The following is a 16,804-nucleotide window of genomic DNA, read 5'->3' as shown; positions in this document are numbered from 1 at the left end:
CGATCAGCCCCTCGGCGAGCAGCACATGCGCCAGCCCGTGGAACAGGGCGACGTTCGTGCCGGGGCGGGGCCGCAGGTGCACGTCGGCGTAACGGGCCAGCCCGACGGCCCGCGGGTCGGCAACGATCAACCGCGCCCCGCGCAGGACGCGCTGGAGCAGTCGCGCGCCGACCACGGGATGGGCCTCGATCGGGTTGGCACCCACCAGTAGCAGGCAGTCGGCCCTCTCGACGTCGTCGAAGGTGTCCGTACCTCCGGACAGGCCGAATGCGGCGGTCAGCCCGGCGGCCGAGGGGGCGTGGCAGAGCCGGGAGCAGTTATCGATGTTGTTGGTGCCGATGGCGACCCGCATGAACTTCTGGATCAGGTAGTTCTCCTCGTTGGTGGCCCTCGACGAGGAGATCGCCGCCACCGCGTCGGGACCGCCCTCGGCGACGGCGGCCCGCAGGCCAGAGGCGACGTGGCCGAGCGCCTCGGCCCAGCTCACCGGTTCCAGGCGGCCGTCGCGGCGCAGCAGCGGCCGGGTGAGCCGTTCCGGTGAACGGAGGAAGCCATGGGCGAAGCGGCCCTTGACGCAGGCGTGCCCGTGGTTGACCGCGCCGTCGTGGTCCGGCAGGACGGCTGTCACCTGGCCGTCACGGGTGAGCACCTCCAGGGAACAGCCGACGCCGCAGTAGCCACACGTGGTACGGGTACGTGCGGGAACCGCCGCATCAGCGCCGAACGGCAGTCCAGGCTCGGTGAGCGCCCCGGTGGGACAGGTGTCGACACAGCCACCGCAGGCGACGCAGTCGGAGTCGGCCCACGCCCCGCCCGTACCGGGAGCGACCACCGTATCGGAGCCCCGACCGACCAGGGTGAGGGCGAACGTGCCCTGGACCTCGGAGCACATCCGCACGCACCGGCCGCAGGCGATGCACAGATCCCGATCGAGGCGGACGTAAGGGTGGGTGTCGTCGCGGCCCCGGCCACCGCGGCCTTGGGCGGTCTCCGGCGCGATCCCCAGCGAGTGACAGATCCGGGCCAGCTCGCCGCTGCCCACGCCGTCGCCCAGAGCGTAGGGCGGCAGGACGGAGACGATCAGCTCCACCGCCTCGCGGCGCAGCGCTCGCAGATCGTCGGAGACGACCTCGACCACCGCGCCGTCGGCGGCCGGGGTCACGCAGGCGGCCACCACATTCCCACCGGATCTCACCAGGCAGGTACGGCAGGAGCCCATCGGAGTCAGACGGTCGTCGTGGCACAGGGTGGGCAGCTCGACGCCGGCCGAGCGCACCGCGGTGAGCAGCGAGGCACCGTCGGCCGGCCAGACGGTGACACCGTCGACGTCGACCCTCATCGGTCCCACCCCGCCAGCCTGTCCCCGTAGGCACGGACAAGACTGCGCACCGCGGCGGGCACCCGCCGCCCGAAGGCGCACAGGCTGGCCTGGCCCATCACCCGGAGCAGCCGCGCGTACTCCTCCCCCGGCGGCACACCGGCCTCGGCGATCTCCAGACCGCGGCGGGAACCGACCCTGCAGGGTGAGCAGGCCCCGCAGCTCTCGGCGGCGGCGAACTCCCACACATGCCGCAGCACCTCCTCGGGTTCCACCTGCTGGTCGAAGGCGACGAGGCCGGCGTGCCCGAGCGTGGCGCCCTGGCTCGTCAGGGCGGCATCGGTCAGCGGCACGTCCAGCCGGTTGGGGGCGAGGAAGCCGCCCAGCGGCCCGCCCACCTGCAGAACGCTCAGCTCCGCCCCCTCGCGCAGGCCGCCGCCCAGCTCGGTGACGATGCGGAGCACCGATGTGCCGAGTTCGACCTCGTAGCAGCCGGGCCGGGCGAACCGCTCGGACAGGCAGACCAGCTTCGTGCCGGTCTCGGCCCCCGTACCGCGGCGGGCGTACGCGGTCCCGCCATGCCGCAGGATCCACGGGACGGCGGCCAGCGTCTCGACGTTGTTGACCACGGTCGGCGCGTTCCACAGGCCCCGCTGCGTCGGGTAGGGCGGGCGGGCCCGCGCGCATCCACGAGCACCCTCCAGCCCGGCGATCAGGGCGGTCTCCTCGCCTGCCACGTAGGAACCGGCGCCCTCGACCACCTCGACGTCAAGCTCGACGCCGCTGCCGTGGATCATCCGTCCCAGGTGCCCGCCGGCGTAGGCCCGCTCCACCGCGGCCCGCATCCTCACCAGCGCCCGCGGGTACTCCGAACGCACCAGCACCACGCCGCGGCGGGCTCCGCAGGCGAAACAGGCCAGCGCCAACCCCTCCAGCACCCGCGCCGGATCGGCTTCCATCAGCAACCGGTCGGCGTAGGAGCCGGGATCGCCCTCATCCCCGTTGGCGACCACCACCGTGTCAGGCGAGCCGCCCGCGGCGGCCCACTTGGCGGCCACCGGGAAGCCGGCGCCACCACGCCCCCGCAGCCCGGAGACCGCCACCTCGGCGTGGACCTGTTCCGGCCTGCGCGTGTCCACGGTTTCGGGCCACACCTGCCAGGAGGACTCCCCCGCGACGATGCCGGCGAGCACAACCGGGTCACCGGTGGCATCGGCGACCGGAATCGAGGGTGCCCGTGGCAGGGCGCGGCCGGCGAGCTGATCGGCGACGGCCGGGCCGGTGCAGGGTAGGTCGCCGTCGAGGCAGGCCGGGCCCGCGTAGCAGTAACCGAGGCAGCGGACACCCTGCAGCGAGGCCCCGGCCTGCGGATCGGCGCTGTTCACAGGGGTGCCGAGCACGTTCTCGACCTCGGCGAGGTGCCGGCCCGCGCAGGCGGCGAAGCAGGCCGCGGCGGTGCAGACCCGCACGTGGCGGCGGCCGTGCCGGGCGGCGAGGTCGGCGTAGAAGGTGGCCGGTCCCAGCCCGGCGGCCGCCGGCAGGCCCAACCGCCCGGCTACCGCGGGCGCCCATGCCCGCGGGCCTTCCGCTGAACCGGCGGCGGCCCTGGCCAGAGACTCCATCAGCCGGGTGCCGGGCCGTCCGCGTAGGTCGGCCAGTGCTCGAAAGGCGTCCAACCAACCAGCCGAACTCATGGTCCCATCATGAACCCGCTCCGTCCGTCGCCTCAGGGCCCATGGACCTTGCCCGGAGAGACTTTTGGCCTCTCTCTACCGTTTCTCGGTCCTTGATGCTGATATCTCGGAAGCGGAGGAGGCTCACCCGGCTCGGTGGGCCTGGAAAGTCGCCTTGTGCAGCGCGCCTGCTGCCACAACGGCGGACTCTCCGATCACTTGCACGCGCCAGTGGATCGGGCCCACGTCAGGCGGTACGGAAGTCACCCACCCTCGGGACCTCCTGCCCTATCCCGGCGGAAGCCATCAGACCAGATTGGAATGACGGACTGACGGACTGACGGGAGGCGATCATCGTGATCACCCTGAGCGCCGTCACCTCGGAGGACATCGATCAGCTCACCGGGCCCACGTCATGATGAAAGCCCTTCCGGGCCGCCCGGCGCATGGCCGGCGTTCACGCCCGGGTAGAGCTGGAATGGAAGAGAGAGGAAAGGGGCCAGCCATGAAGGCAGATATCGGGGACCGGCTAGTCGTTGAAAGTGCCCATCTGGGCGAGCCACGACGCATCGGCGTCATCACCGCGTTGCACCATGCCGACGGTTCACCGCCGTACGAGGTCCGCTGGCTTGACCAGGAACACGAGGCCTTGGTCTTCCCAGGACCGGACGCCCACATCGAGCACCAGGGCACGGAACCCGCACCGTCCTGATCAGGCCGCGGGTCCCCGCAGAGGCGTGCCTGGACCGACGATGAGTGATCGATTGTCGCCGCGCCCGGGAAGGACGCTCCAGCTCGGGGTCACGTTCCGCAAGCCGAAACTGTCGGTGCCGGGCAGCATGATGGGATCATGACCGACGCGCCCCCCAGCACCCTCCTCGCCGATCAGATCGCCTACGCCGAAGCCGTTCAGCTCGCCCTGGACGCCGCCGAGGCCTACTACCGCGACGGCACGTCCGCGCTGGACGACGACGCCTACGACCGGCTGGTCCGGGGCATCCAGGCGTATGAGACCGAGCATCCCGATGAGGTGCTGCCGTCCTCGCCGACGGGCAAGGTGGCCGGTGGCGCGGTGGTCGGCGATGTGCCGCACACGGTGCCGATGCTGAGCCTGGACAACGTCTTCGGCGCCGAGCAGCTGGTCGACTGGGCCGCGTCGCTGGAGCGCCGGCTGGGCCGGCCGGTGACGGCGTGGAGCGTGGAGCCGAAGCTCGATGGGCTGGCGATCTCCGCGCGTTACCGCGGCGGGCGGCTGGTGCAGCTGGTCACCCGGGGTGACGGGACCGCGGGTGAGGACGTGAGCCACGCGATCGGCACCATCGTGGGGCTGCCCGCCAGGCTGGCCGAGCCCGTCACGGTGGAGTTGCGCGGTGAGGTGATGATGACCGCGTCGCAGTTCGAAGACGCGTGCGCCAAGCGGCAGGCGCACGACGGCACCACGTTCGCCAACCCGCGCAGCGCCGCCGCCGGAACGCTGCGTGCCCAGGACCGGCCGTACGTGTGCGAGCTGACGTTCTTCGGCTACGGCGCGCTGTCGCACCCCGACGACGCTTCCGAGCCGGCTGCGCGGCTGCGCGAGCTGCCACACAGCGAGGTCATGGCGTGGGTCGCCGGCCAGGGCGCGCAGACTCCCGCGGTCACCGACGTCGGCGGGATCGTCGCCACCACCCTGGAGCAGGTCCAGGAGCGGGTCGAACAGATCGCCGCCAAACGGGCCGATCTGGCCTTCGGCATCGACGGCATCGTGATCAAGTGCGATCTCGCCGCCGACCAGGCGCAAGCCGGCTTCAGCTCGCGCGCGCCCCGGTGGGCGATCGCCTACAAGCTGCCCGCCACCGAAAAGATCACCAAACTGATCGGCGTCGAGTGGAACACCGGCCGCACCGGCATCATCGCCCCGCGCGCCGTGCTGGAGCCGGTCGAGCTCGACGGCAGCACCGTCACCTACGCCACCTTGCACAACGCCTCCGACATAGCGCGTCGTGGCTTGATGCTCGGCGACAGCGTGACCGTCTACAAGGCCGGCGACGTGATCCCGCGGGTCGAGGCGCCGGTCGTGCACCTGCGCACCGGCGACGAGCGGCCGATCCCGATCCCGCAGGTCTGCCCGAACTGCGGCGACGCCATCGACAGCTCCCAGGAGCGGTGGCGGTGCGTACGAGGCCGCGCCTGCCGGGCCATCGCCTCCATCGGCTACGCCGCCGGCCGCGACCAGCTCGACATCGAAGGTCTGGCCGAAAGCCGCATCCAGCAGATGCTGGACGCCGGGCTGATCGCCGACTTCGCCGACCTGTTCTCCCTGACCCGCGAGCAGGTGCTGGGCCTGGAACGGATGGGCGAGACCAGCACCGACAACCTGCTGGCCGCCATCGAGCGGGCCAAGACGCAGCCGCTCAGCAGGGTCTTCTGCGCGCTGGGCGTGCGCGGCACCGGCCGATCCATGAGCCGCCGCATCGCCCGGCACTTCGGCAGCATGGACGCCGTCCGTACGGCCGACGCCGAGGCGATCCAGGCGGTGGAGGGCATCGGCCCGGAGAAGTCGCCGGTGGTGGTGGCCGAGCTGGTCGAACTCGCCGACCTCATCGACAAGCTGATCAAGGCCGGGGTCACCATGACCGAACCGGGATGGACGCCACCCGCCGATCCTGACGCCGGCGCCGACGTGGAGGCGGGCGACATGCCCGAGCTGCCGCTGGCCGGGATGTCCGTCGTGGTCACCGGCGCGATGAGCGGGGCGCTGGAGGCGCTCACCCGCAACCAGATGAACGAGCTCATCGAACGCGCCGGAGGCAGGGCGTCCTCCAGCGTCTCGGCGAAGACGTCGCTGCTGGTGGCCGGGGAGAAGGCGGGCTCCAAGCGGGCCAAGGCCGAGAGCCTGGGCGTGCGAGTCGTCGGCCCGGAGGAGTTCGCCGGCCTCATCGGCCCGTTCATCTGATCAGGACTGGAGTCGTCTCCTCTGATCGACGAGCTCGAATCAGCCGCGTAGCGATCTCCCGGCAGAGGCCTGCGCGAGCGGGCGGCATAGCCGGGCTCAGGGGGGTGCCCGCAGCGGGGTGCGGTCAAGACCGGCGATCAGCTCGGTGAGGGAGTCGAAGACGTGGGCGGCGCCGGCCTCGCGCAGCTCTTCGGGTGAGAAGCCGCCGGTGCGGACCGCGACGCCGGGCATCCCGGCCCTGCCCGCGGCGAGGAAGTCCCAGGTGGAATCGCCCACCGCGACACCGGAGCCGCCTCCCACCTTGTCCAGCGCCACCTGGAGCAGGTCGAGGGCGGGTTTGGTCGCCTCGACGTCCTCGGAGGTGGTCCATGCCCGGCAACGTGACCAGCCGTCGATGAGGTCGAGGAAGTGCTCGACGTGCTGGGGCTTGCCCGATGAGGCCAGGACGACGGTGAAACCGCGACCGCCGAGCTCGTCCAGGAGCTCGGTGGCGCCGTCGAAGGGCCTCACCTCGTCGATGAACGGGTCGAACTCCTCCACCCACGCGTCACGGAGCGCGTCGCCGTGCCGCTGCTCGGCCTCGTCACCGGCGAGGGCCGCCACCAGCTGGTCACCGCCCATGCCGATGTGCCGGTGGATGCGCCACAGCGGCAGCCACACGTCGTAGCGGCCGAACGCCCGGAACCACGCGAGCGCGTGCTGGTAGTTGGTGTCGACCAGGGTGCCGTCGATGTCGAGGATGGCGGTGTCGGGCATGTGAGGGATGTGCCCGACACCGCCGACGTCACTCCGGACGGTGATACCGGGATTGGTGAAAACCCAACCTGTCGCGCTTTACGGACCGTCGCCCGCGCGCAGGGCCGGCGGGGACGGAAAGCGGCCGGCTCCCCCGCCGTTCTTTCTCACCCTTTTCCGCCGCGGCCGGAGCATCCCATCAATTGTTGGAGCCGAAATAGGTGGAATAGAAATAGGGGGAGAGGGTCACCTGGATCTGGTACGAGTCAACCTCGTCCTGGATACGGAACATGACCGATATCTCGGGATAGGCGGCGCTCAGGCCCAGAGCGACGAAATACTGGTCGCTGTCGAAGACGATGCGGTAAAGGCCGCGTTCCAGGCTGGCGCCGTCCCACTGCTTGATGCACCCCTCATAATCGGTCTCAACCTCGGCGATGTCCTCCCAGGTCCCGTTCACCACCCGCTCCAGACGAGCCCGTACGCCGGCCGCCTTCCGGCCGTATACGCTGTCCAGCGCCAGTGCGGTAATGCTCATTTCCAGGACACACCAATCTGCCCGAGCCCGCCGGGACGGACCAGTCGTCAATGCCGCGATAGCCGTGATCCGCGTCCATCATGTGCCGATCGGCCTCGCGTGCGCCCAGATTGCCCGACCGCGCTATCCATCGGCTTTCGCCCGGCTATTTCGGGGAGAGGAGGATGTCCGGCTCGGCCGGGGAGGTCGTCAGATCGTGGTCGAGCAGACGGGTCAGGGCCTCATGGCGCTCCTGCCGGCTGTCCTCGGCATGGGCGAGGTCGGCGGCATAGGCGCGCAGCAGGTCATGCATGCCGTACCGGCCGGTGGAGGCCGGCTGGATCAGATGAGCGCGGGCGAGCAGGTCGAGGAGCCGGTGGGCCCGCTCCGGCGGCTCTCCGGTGAGGGCGGCGGCCGCCGGGAGGTCGAGGTCGGAGGCCGGATGCAGGCCCAGGAGCCGGAACATCCGGGCGGCGTCGGCGGGGAGTCGGGCGTAGGACCGGGAGAACACCGCCCGCACCGCCGCCCGCGGGTCCCCGCCGGCGTCCAGCAGATCCAGACGCCGCCGCCGGTCGGCCAGCTTCCCGGCCAGCTCGGTGAGGGAGATCGCCGGGCGGGCGGTGGCCAGCTCGGCCACGACCCGCAGGGCCAGCGGCAGCCGCGCGCACTGTCCGGCGAGAACGGAGGTGGCCTCGGAATCGGCCTCGGCCGGCCCGCCGATGAGGGCCGACAGCAGAGCGGTCGCGTCGGCGACGGGGAGCAGGTCCAGCTCCAGGCGGTGGGCGCCGTGCAGGGCCACCAGCCCGGCCAGGGAGTCCCGGCTGGTCACCATCACCACGCACGACGGCGTGCCGGGCAACAGGGGACGGACCTGCTCGACCGACAGGGCGTTGTCCAGGAGGATCAGCATGCGCCGGCCGCTGATCTCGGTGCGGTAGCGGGCGGCCCGCTCGTTCACCTCCGGGGGGACGTCCTGCTCGGCCACGCCCAGAGCGGACAGGAAGCCGGCCAGCGCGGCGGCGGCCGCCACCGGCTGCTCGAGGTCATGGCCACGCAGGTTGACGTAGAGCTGCCCGTCGGGGAAGGCGTCCCGGACCCGGTGGGCCCACCGTACGGCGAGGGCGCTCTTGCCCACCCCGGCGGTGCCGGACACCGTGTAGGTCACCATCGTCGTCCGGCCGGTGCCGGCGAGGTGGTCGGACAGCCGGGACAGCTCGTGCTCCCTGCCGACGAAGGTGGGCACGTCGGCGGGTAGCTGCGCCGGCACCGGCCGGGCCGCTGAGGGGGCACGCCGCACACGAGTGGCCCGATCACGGTCACGGCGCAGGATCATCTCGTGCACCTCGCGGAGCTCCGGCCCGGGCTCGGCCCCGAATCTGCCGACCAGCCGGGCTCTGGTGGTGGCGTAGCAGTCCAGGGCCTCGGCGTCCCACCCCGCGGCCACGAGCGCCCGCATCAGGACCGCCACCAGCGGCTCGGCGAACGGATGCTCGGCCACCAGCTCCCGCACCGGCCCGATCACCTCATCGTGCCGGCCGAGCCGCAGCTCGGCCCGGGCCCAGTACGCGACCGCGTCCAGCCGCTGCCTGTTCCACGTCTCGCGTGTCCGCGCCGCCCATGCCCCGGGCAGGTCGGCCAGGGCCGCCCCGTCCCACAGGTCCAGCGCCTCTCGCAGCAGCCTTGACCGGTCGGCGTCGGAGCACCGCTGATCGTGGGCGGTGCTCACCAACCGGCGGAACCTGTGCAGATCCACCCGGTCGGGCTCGACCTCCAGCACGTAGCCACCCGTCCGGCGGACCAGTGCCGCCTCCGGCCCGCCGGCCGCGTGTGCCCGCTCCAGCAGCCGCCGGATCCTGTTGACGTAGGTGTACAGGACGTTGCGGGCGTCGGTCGTCGGCGCCTGGTCCCACACCCGGTCGACCAGGGCCGACCAGGTCACCAGCCGGCCGGCGTCGGTCAGCAGTGCCGCGAGCACCGTCCGCTGCTTGGCCGGCCCCAGGTCGACCCTGCTGCCCTGCACGGTGAACTTGACCGGCCCGAATAGCTGAAACACCGCCGCTCCTGACAGTCACCTGTTACTACACCAGAGACGACAGAGCGGTTCAAGTTTCTTTGAGAATTCCTCCAGACACTTCCTGAATGATTGCGGACACGAGCCATCACAGCGCGGTGTGGCGCGACGCCCACGAAGAGTCACTCTATCGATCCAGGGTGCGTGTCTCCGGAGCCGTCCAATCAACGGGCAACGGACACCGTCCAATCCGTTCCATTTTCAATACCGGTGCAAGTGATGACGCATGTCGATTATCAGGTGCCTTGGAAAGGACGCTCCATGGGAATGCGAAATGGCGTCGCGGGAGTCGCCGCCGCTGTGACGGTGGCGGCCGCGGGTTTCATCGGCGCGATGCCGGCCCATGCCGACTCCGCACGCCTTTTATCCCTGACCCAGGTCGAGCTGCAGCAGAAGACCGACGAGTTCCTGTTCGATGTCTCGATGGGGACCTTCCTCAGCAACCGGGCCGCGCAGCCGTACGCCGACCAGCTCGACTGGTCCTCGGACGGCTGTTCCTGGGCGCCGGACAAGCCGGAGGGATTCAACTTCCTGCCCTCCTGCCAACGCCATGACTTCGGCTATCGCAACTACAAGAGACAGGGCCGGTTCAACGAGGACGTCCGCGGGGACATCGACCAGAACTTCAAGGACGACATGTACGACGTCTGCCGCAAGTACTCGGGCCTGGAGTCCTACAAGGGCGTCATCTGCCGCCGGACCGCCGACACCTACTACGCGGCGGTGCGCGGCCTCGGCGGGACCCGCGCCGACGCCGCCTGAGGCGCGTTCTCCCGGCGATCATCGCCCAGGCCGCCGCGACACTCGCCCTGATGTCCGGCGGCCGTTTCACCCTCGGCGTCGGCTCCGGCGAGCGACTCAACGAGCACGTCCTCGCGCAGTTCGCCTGCGGCCCGGACCCGGCCCGCTTCGTCGAGGTCGCCCAGCAGTACGTCGACGCCGGCTTCGACCGGCTGGTGACGCAGAACGCCGGTCCCGACCCCGACGGGTTCATGGACTTCTACCAGTGCGAACTCGACGGACGGCTCCGCGGGCTGACTCCGGGGTCGCGATGACGGATCACCGGGGCTCGTAGGCGAGGTTGGGACGGAGCCAGCGTTCGACATCGGGCAGGTCGAGGCCCCGCCGCGGGACGTAGTCCTCGATCTGGTCCCTGCCGACACGGCCCACGGTGAAGTAGCGCGACGCCGGGTGGGCGAAGAGCAGCCCGCTGACGCTGGCGGCCGGGGTCATCGCGAAGGACTCGGTCAGGGCCATGCCGAGCTTCCCGGCGTCGAGCAGGTCGAACAGGGCCTCCTTCTGGCTGTGGTCCGGGCTCGCGGGGTAGCCGAGCGCGGGGCGGATGCCGCGGAAACGCTCGGCGTGCAGGTCCTCGATCGCCGGATCGGCGTCCGGCTCGTACCAGTCACGCCGCGCCTGCAGGTGGATGTGTTCGGCGAACGCCTCGGCGAGACGGTCCGCGAGGGCCTTCACCATGATCGCGCGGTAGTCGTCGTTCCGGGCCTCGAAGGTGGCGGCGAGCTCTTCGGCGCCGTGGATGGCCACGGCGAACCCGCCGAGGTGGTCTCCTGCGGGGGCCACGTAGTCCGCCAGGCACCGGTTGGGCCGGCCCGCCGGCTTGGTCGTCTGCTGGCGCAGCATCGGCAGGCGGAGACCGCCGTGGCCCGGCGGGCCGGCGTCGATCAGGATGTCGTCGCCCTCGGAGTGGGCGGGCCAGAAGGCATAGGCGCCCTCGGCCTGGAAACGGCCTTCCGCGATGATCTGGTCGAGCAGGGTGTTCGCGTCGTCGTAGAGCTCGCGGGCCACCGGCTGGTCGAGGATCGCCGGATACTTGCCCTTGAGCTGCCAGGCGAGGAAGAGGAACTGCCAGTCGATCATCTCGCGGAGGGTGGACAGGTCCGGGTGGACGGTGCGGACCCCGGTGAAGGCCGGGACGGGCAGGTCGTCGAACGGGACCTGCTCACGGTTCGCCCGGGCCTGCGCGAGGGTCAGCAGGGGGACCCGTTCCCTGGTCGCGTGCTGCTCCCGCAGGCGCTCCTGCTCGGCCCGGTTGCTCACCGCCAGCTTCTCGGCCCGGCCTTCGTCCAGCAGGTCCGAGACCACGCCGACGACGCGGGACGCGTCGAGCACATGGACCGTGGTGCCGTCGTAGGCGGGGGCGATCCGGACCGCGGTGTGCTGGCGCGACGTCGTGGCGCCACCGATCAGCAGGGGCAGCTTCAGCCCGCGGCGCTGCATCTCCGCCGCGACGGTGACCATCTCGTCCAGCGACGGGGTGATCAGTCCAGACAGGCCCACGGCGTCGGCGCCTTCGGCGACCGCGGTGTCGAGGATGACGGCGGCGGTCACCATGACGCCGAGGTCGATGACCTCGTAGTTGTTACAGCCGAGGACGACGCCCACGATGTTCTTGCCGATGTCGTGCACGTCGCCCTTGACGGTCGCGAGCACCACCTTTCCCTGGCCGCGCCCGGCGTCGGCGCGCCCCTCCAGCCGCGCCTGCTCCTTCTCGGCCTCCATGAACGGCTCAAGGTAGGCGACCGAGCGCTTCATCACCCGCGCGCTCTTGACCACCTGCGGCAGGAACATCTTGCCGGAGCCGAACAGGTCGCCCACGATCTTCATGCCGTCCATGAGCGGCCCCTCGATCACTTCGAGAGGCCGCGGCGCCCGCTGCCGGGCCTCCTCGGTGTCGGCCTCGATGAAGTCGACGATGCCGTGCACGAGCGCGTACGCGAGCCGCTCCTCCACCGGCGCGTCACGCCAGGACAGGTCCACCGTACGGCGGGTGCCGGACCCGCTCACCGTCTCGGCGAACGCGACGAGCCGGTCGGTGGCGTCGGCGCGCCGGTCGAAGATCACATCCTCGACGAGTTCGAGCAGGTCCGCCGGGATGTCCTGGTAGACCGCGAGCTGCCCCGCGTTGACGATCCCCATGTCCAGTCCGGCACGTACGGCGTGCAGCAGGAACGCCGAGTGCATCGCCTCGCGCACGACGTCGTTGCCGCGGAAGGAGAACGACAGGTTGGAGATGCCGCCGCTGATCCGCACCCCCGGGCACCGCTGCTTGATCAGTGGAAGCGCGTCGATGAACGCCTTCGCGTAGCCGTTGTGCTCGGCGATGCCGGTGGCGACCGCGAGCACGTTGGGGTCGAACACGATGTCCTCGGCGGGGAAACCGGCCCGCTGCGTGAGCAGGTCGTAGGCACGGGCGCAGATCGACACCTTACGCTCGACGGTGTCGGCCTGCCCGAGCTCGTCGAAGGCCATGACGACCACGCCCGCGCCGTAGTCCCGGATGCGCCGGGCCTGCTCCAGGAACGGCGCCTCTCCCTCCTTGAGGCTGATCGAGTTGACGACGCCCTTGCCCTGCACGCACTTGAGACCGGCCTCCAGCACGCTCCACCGCGAGCTGTCGATCATGATCGGGATACGGGCGACCTCCGGCTCGGTCGCGATCAGGTTCAGGAACGTGGTCATGGCCCGCTCGCTGTCGAGCAGGTCGGCGTCCATGTTGACGTCGAGCAGGTTGGCCCCGCCCCGCACCTGCTCCAGCGCGACGTCGACCGCGCCCTGGTGGTCATCCGCCTCGATCAGGCGCCGGAAGCGCGCCGAGCCCGTGACGTTGGTGCGCTCCCCGATCATGACGAAGCCGGTGTCGGCGCCGATCTCGAACGGCTCCAGCCCGCTGAACCGGGTGCGCGCCGGCGGTGCCGGGACCGGGCGCGGCGGAAGGCCGGACACCGCGGCCGCGATCCGCGTGATGTGCGCCGGAGTCGTCCCGCAGCATCCGCCGATGATGTTGACCATTCCCGAGCCGGCGAACTCGCCGAGCAGTCGTGCGGTCTCGTCCGGCGTCTGGTCGTAGCCGCCGAACGCGTTCGGCAGGCCGGCGTTGGGATGGCAGGCCGTGTAGACGCCGGCGAGCCGCGACAGCTCGGCGACGTGCGGGCGCATCTCCTCGGCGCCCAGCGAGCAGTTCACCCCCACCACCAGCGGATGGGCGTGTTCGATCGCGTCCCAGAACGCCTCGACGGTCTGTCCCGACAGCGTGCGCCCGCTCAGGTCGACGATCGTCACCGAGATCCAGAGCGGCAGGTGCGGAGCGACCTCGCGCGCGGCGGCGATCGCGGCCTTCGCGTTGAGCGTGTCGAAGATCGTCTCGATCAGCAGCAGGTCGACCCCGCCGTCGGCCAGCGCCTGGATCTGCTCGGCGTACGCGGCGCGGACCTCGTCGAACGACACCGCCCGGTACGCGGGGTCCTCCACCCGCGGGGACAGCGAGAGCGTGACGTTCAGCGGGCCGATCGAGCCGGCGACGAAACGTCCGCCCGCCTCGTCCGCGGCCTGGCGTGCCAGCTGGGCGCCCCGCAGGTTCATCTCCCGCACCAGCGGCTGCAGCAGGTAGTCCGACTGACCGATGCTCGTCGCGGTGAACGTGTTCGTCGTGGTGATGTCCGCGCCCGCCGCCAGGTACTGCCGGTGCACGTCCAGGACGATGTCGGGCCGCGTCAGGTTCAGCAGGTCCGGGTCACCGGTCACGTCACGCGGGTGATCCTTGAACCGCTCCCCGTGGTAGTCGGCCGGGGTGAGCCCGGCATTCTGCAGCATCGTGCCCCAGGCCCCGTCGAGCACCGCGACCCGCCGGTCCAGAAGCTCCCGCAGGGCCTGCGTCCTGGCGGCCGTCTCCGCCGCGGACCGCGTCCCTGAGCCGCCGGGTGCGTGCCGGACGGTGTCGTGCTCGTGCTCGCCGCCGTGGTTCAAGGTTGTGTCCACCGGACCACCTCCCGTTGTGGGAGGCGCCCTTGCTACACGGTTCAGACCGAGCGTGGCGGGCCTGAGCCCGTTGCAGCGCCTCTCGATCTAGAAGCCGAGGGTACCGAAAAGAAAATGACGGCGCCAGAAACCGGCCCTCCAAGATCACCGGATCAGCCTTCTCCGAGCGGTCAGGTGATCCCCGGTCCGTCGAAGCCGACGGTCGCGCCGACCTCTCAAGTGCCGAAAGTCCCTATTTATCGGGAAATCAGGGCACAGAGCCTCAGTCCTACGGCCCTGTCCGCCAGCCCGCCCAGACGATGTGCTGGGGGCGGAAGAAAACAGTGACCCCCGCGCTGAAGGGCCCCGTCATGGCACGCACCGAGAGCCGCCCCCGGACTGACGCCGATCCCCGCACCCCCGCCGTGCAGGCCGGCCCGCTCCGCACATCGACCCGCCCGGTCGACCGCGTCTGGGCGGTCGCCCGCATCGCCCTCGGCTGGATCTTCCTCTGGGCGTTCCTCGACAAGGCGTTCGGCTGGGGGTTCGCCACCCCCGCCGACCGCGCCTGGATCCACGGTGGCAGCCCGACCACGGGTTTCCTCATGGGCACCGCCGACAACGCGCTCGGCGGGTTCTTCGCCGGCCTGGCCGGCCATGCCTGGCTCGACTGGCTGTTCATGGTCGGCCTGCTCGGCATCGGCACCGCGCTCGTCCTGGGCGCCGGGATGAGGATCGCCGCGGCCGCGGGCGGCCTGCTCCTGCTGTTCATGTGGGCGGCGGAACTCCCGCTGGCCACCAACCCGTTCATGGACGAGCACCTCGTCTACGCCGTCGTGCTGGCGGGTCTCGCCCTGGCGGGCGCCGGTGACACGTTCGGCATCGGCCGGTGGTGGGGCGGCACCTCACTGGTCAGGCGTTACCCCATCCTCAAGTAGGCGTCCCATGACGCCACCGGCGCCCGTCTCCCCCGCCGGGGAGACGGGCGCCGACGTGTGTGGAGCGTGACCTCCCGCCCCGCTCGGGGCTGCGCCCGGTCGCTGCTCGACGAGCTCACCGCGTCCTGCGCAGCGGTGGGACGGCGGTGATCCACGACACCGCCTGAACCTCGCCCGCCGAAGACGCCGGTGCGGAGCCGGGCGGGCACGCGCCGTACTCGGGCGAGGGGATCACCCGTTGGCGGGCAGTCCCGGTGCGGTGGCGGGCAGTGCGTGGGCGGCGGCGACGAAGCTCCTGATGAGCGCGGTGTCCTTGACCCCGGACGCGACCTCGACACCGCTCGACACGTCGACCCCCCAGGGTCGGGCGGCGGCGACGGCCTCGGCCACGTTCGACGGGTCCAGGCCGCCCGCCAGCATCCAGCGGCCCTCCGGACGCCCGCGCACCGCCGCCCAGTCCCACGGCTCGCCCGAACCGGGCCGGGGCGCGTCGACGATGAGCAGGTCCTCGTCGAAGGCCCCGCAGCGCAGATCGCGGTCCTCGGCGCCCGCGGCTCCGGCCCGGATCAGCGTGACGCCGAGGTCCTTCAGCGCGGTGAAGTCGTCATGCGGGTGGTCACCGTGCAGCTGGACGGCGCGCACGCCGGCCTCCAGCGTGGCCGCCCGGACCTCGTCGGGAGTCTCCCCGGCGAACACCGCCACGGTCAGCACGTGCGGCGGCACCGCGGAGGCCAGCTCACGTGCCCGCGCGGGGGTGATCCGCCGGGGGCTCCTGGTGAGGACGAAGCCGATCGCGTCGGCACCCGCCTCGACGGCGGCTTCCACGTGCTCGGGTTCGCGCAGTCCGCAGATCTTCACATACATGTGCCGCATGCCGGACGCGGAGAAGGCCACGCCCGTCATCGCGCGGTGTCCGGCCGCAGACCGTCGAAGAGGTGGCTCTCACGGTCGGGAGCGGGGACACGGCTGAGCCGGCGGACGAACGCCTCCTGGGAGAAGGCCCGGTGCTGCGCTTCGGCGGGCATGCGCAACAGGAAGATGTTCTCGCCCTGGCTGGCGTGCGCCTCCAGCGCCTTGCGCTTGCGCTCCACGTAGGGGGCCACGTCGACCCAGGTGGTGATCTGCTCGTCCGGGGTGCCGAAGTCCGGGGGGAACTCCAGATCCTCGGGGGCGGCACCGGTCGAGCGGAGATAGTCGAACAGCTCGGTGATCCGCTCGCGCGGCACGGCGGTGTAGTAGAGCTTGGCGGGGATGCCGCTCGCCTCGACCGCGGCCACGGTGATCCGGTGGGCCTGGATGTGGTCGGGGTGGCCGTAGCCGCCGTTCTCGTCGTAGGTGACGACGACCTGCGGGCGGTAGCGCTCCATCAGCTCGGCCAGCCGCGCGGCGGCCTGCTCGACGGGGATGTTGGTGAAGGCGTCCGGCGTCTCGTTGGTGGCCCAGCCGACCATGCCGGAGTCGCGGTAACCGAGCAGCTCCAGGTGGTCGATTCCCAGATGGGTCACGGAGTCGCGCAGCTCGTCCAGCCGCCGCGCGCTCACCGCCGCCTCGTCATGGCCTTCGTCTCCCGGCTTCACCCCGCCGGGACCGTCGCCCTGCTCGCCGTTCGTGCAGGTGACCAGGACGGTGCGGATGCCCTCGTCCGCGAACCTGGCGAAGATGCCGCCCGTCCCGATCACCTCGTCGTCGGGATGCGCGTGGACGGCCATCAATGTCAGCTCGTCATCCATGGATATCGACCTCTCTGCGACAGACGGCCGTACGGCCCCGCACACTCTACGGCGGCCGACCGACAGCCCGAATCGCCGGTCTCCGCGCCCCTGTCTCACCGGCTGCCGCGGGCGGAGCCCCCGTACGTGCCG

The 16,804-nt window shown here is 71.2% G+C and carries 11 protein-coding genes, 2 pseudogenes and 1 riboswitch; of the genes and pseudogenes, 5 read left to right on the top strand and 8 right to left on the bottom strand.

Annotated elements, in window-relative coordinates; all coding sequences use genetic code 11:
- Window positions 1-55 precede the first annotated feature (55 nt).
- Together FHR32_RS45500 and FHR32_RS39915 are read right to left on the bottom strand one after the other, a co-directional pair.
- A pseudogene (locus FHR32_RS45500) lies at window positions 56-1,339 on the bottom strand (molybdopterin-dependent oxidoreductase); the annotation flags it as partial.
- Window positions 1,336-3,012 carry an NADH-ubiquinone oxidoreductase-F iron-sulfur binding region domain-containing protein gene (locus FHR32_RS39915; protein WP_184759786.1) on the bottom strand — a complete coding sequence of 559 codons (1,677 nt, stop codon included), beginning with the start codon at window positions 3,010-3,012 and terminating at the stop codon, window positions 1,336-1,338. The gene FHR32_RS39915 and the pseudogene FHR32_RS45500, both read right to left, overlap by 4 nt.
- A 484-nt stretch (window positions 3,013-3,496) precedes the next feature.
- Between FHR32_RS39915 and FHR32_RS39910 the strand changes: the two genes are divergently transcribed.
- Both FHR32_RS39910 and ligA read left to right on the top strand, forming a co-directional pair.
- A complete protein-coding gene (locus FHR32_RS39910; RefSeq protein WP_184759785.1) occupies window positions 3,497-3,703 on the top strand; it encodes a DUF1918 domain-containing protein in 207 nt (68 codons plus the stop codon).
- A gap of 138 nt (window positions 3,704-3,841) precedes the next feature.
- Window positions 3,842-5,926 (top strand): NAD-dependent DNA ligase LigA, encoded by a 2,085-nt coding sequence (ligA, locus tag FHR32_RS39905; RefSeq protein WP_184759784.1) that lies wholly within the window; start codon window positions 3,842-3,844, stop codon window positions 5,924-5,926.
- A 96-nt stretch (window positions 5,927-6,022) separates the two neighbouring features.
- Here the strand turns inward: ligA and FHR32_RS39900 are convergent, their stop codons facing one another.
- The 3 genes from FHR32_RS39900 to FHR32_RS39890 all read right to left on the bottom strand — a co-directional run bounded on the left by FHR32_RS39900 (window position 6,023) and on the right by FHR32_RS39890 (window position 9,231).
- Window positions 6,023-6,682: an HAD family hydrolase gene (locus tag FHR32_RS39900; protein ID WP_184759783.1), complete on the bottom strand. Its 660-nt coding sequence runs from the start codon at window positions 6,680-6,682 to the stop codon at window positions 6,023-6,025.
- 178 nt (window positions 6,683-6,860) lie between these two features.
- Window positions 6,861-7,199, bottom strand: a complete 339-nt coding sequence (locus tag FHR32_RS39895) for a hydroxyisourate hydrolase (protein WP_184759782.1) — start codon at window positions 7,197-7,199, stop codon at window positions 6,861-6,863.
- 145 nt (window positions 7,200-7,344) lie between these two features.
- Window positions 7,345-9,231, bottom strand: coding sequence for an AfsR/SARP family transcriptional regulator (locus tag FHR32_RS39890; protein WP_221466855.1), 1,887 nt, complete (start codon window positions 9,229-9,231; stop codon window positions 7,345-7,347).
- Window positions 9,232-9,510: 279 nt separating this feature from the next.
- Here FHR32_RS39890 and FHR32_RS39885 point away from each other — a divergent pair, with 279 nt between their 5' ends.
- Both FHR32_RS39885 and FHR32_RS47585 read left to right on the top strand, forming a co-directional pair.
- Entirely contained in the window at window positions 9,511-10,011 is a 501-nt protein-coding gene (locus tag FHR32_RS39885) for a phospholipase (RefSeq protein WP_246468556.1), read from the top strand.
- Window positions 10,012-10,013: 2 nt separating this feature from the next.
- Window positions 10,014-10,130: pseudogene (locus FHR32_RS47585) on the top strand (LLM class flavin-dependent oxidoreductase); the annotation flags it as partial.
- 178 nt (window positions 10,131-10,308) lie between these two features.
- On the opposite strand, the gene metH reads toward FHR32_RS47585, so the two are convergent.
- A complete protein-coding gene (gene metH / locus FHR32_RS39875; protein ID WP_184759781.1) occupies window positions 10,309-14,025 on the bottom strand; it encodes a methionine synthase in 3,717 nt (1,238 codons plus the stop codon).
- Between the two features lie 14 nt (window positions 14,026-14,039).
- Window positions 14,040-14,115, bottom strand: a riboswitch (S-adenosyl-L-homocysteine riboswitch).
- A gap of 260 nt (window positions 14,116-14,375) precedes the next feature.
- On the opposite strand from metH, the gene FHR32_RS39870 reads away from it, so the two are divergent.
- Complete coding sequence (locus tag FHR32_RS39870) at window positions 14,376-14,942, top strand: hypothetical protein (protein WP_221466853.1); 567 nt, start codon at window positions 14,376-14,378, stop codon at window positions 14,940-14,942.
- 231 nt (window positions 14,943-15,173) lie between these two features.
- Here the strand turns inward: FHR32_RS39870 and FHR32_RS39865 are convergent, their stop codons facing one another.
- Window positions 15,174-15,845: a phosphoribosylanthranilate isomerase gene (locus FHR32_RS39865; RefSeq protein WP_246468555.1), complete on the bottom strand. Its 672-nt coding sequence runs from the start codon at window positions 15,843-15,845 to the stop codon at window positions 15,174-15,176.
- Window positions 15,842-16,672 carry a PIG-L family deacetylase gene (locus FHR32_RS39860; RefSeq protein ID WP_184759780.1) on the bottom strand — a complete coding sequence of 277 codons (831 nt, stop codon included), beginning with the start codon at window positions 16,670-16,672 and terminating at the stop codon, window positions 15,842-15,844. The genes FHR32_RS39865 and FHR32_RS39860 overlap by 4 nt, the downstream gene beginning before the upstream one ends.
- Window positions 16,673-16,804: the final 132 nt, after the last annotated feature.

This window comes from Streptosporangium album (genome assembly GCF_014203795.1).
Lineage (GTDB): Bacteria > Actinomycetota > Actinomycetes > Streptosporangiales > Streptosporangiaceae > Streptosporangium > Streptosporangium album.
The sequence above is the reverse complement of the archived record's forward strand: the minus strand, read 5'-3'. Positions and strand labels throughout refer to the sequence as shown.

What these genes read in the sequence shown, in the direction of transcription:
- FHR32_RS39860 (WP_184759780.1), bottom strand. Translation starts at nt 16,672, where the DNA reads ATGGATGACGAGCTGACATTGATGGCCGTCCACGCGCATCCCGACGAC.
- FHR32_RS39885 (WP_246468556.1), top strand. Translation starts at nt 9,511, where the DNA reads ATGGGAATGCGAAATGGCGTCGCGGGAGTCGCCGCCGCTGTGACGGTG.
- FHR32_RS39865 (WP_246468555.1), bottom strand. Translation starts at nt 15,845, where the DNA reads ATGACGGGCGTGGCCTTCTCCGCGTCCGGCATGCGGCACATGTATGTG.
- FHR32_RS39900 (WP_184759783.1), bottom strand. Translation starts at nt 6,682, where the DNA reads ATGCCCGACACCGCCATCCTCGACATCGACGGCACCCTGGTCGACACC.
- FHR32_RS39910 (WP_184759785.1), top strand. Translation starts at nt 3,497, where the DNA reads ATGAAGGCAGATATCGGGGACCGGCTAGTCGTTGAAAGTGCCCATCTG.
- FHR32_RS39915 (WP_184759786.1), bottom strand. Translation starts at nt 3,012, where the DNA reads ATGAGTTCGGCTGGTTGGTTGGACGCCTTTCGAGCACTGGCCGACCTA.
- FHR32_RS39895 (WP_184759782.1), bottom strand. Translation starts at nt 7,199, where the DNA reads ATGAGCATTACCGCACTGGCGCTGGACAGCGTATACGGCCGGAAGGCG.
- ligA (WP_184759784.1), top strand. Translation starts at nt 3,842, where the DNA reads ATGACCGACGCGCCCCCCAGCACCCTCCTCGCCGATCAGATCGCCTAC.
- FHR32_RS39870 (WP_221466853.1), top strand. Translation starts at nt 14,376, where the DNA reads ATGGCACGCACCGAGAGCCGCCCCCGGACTGACGCCGATCCCCGCACC.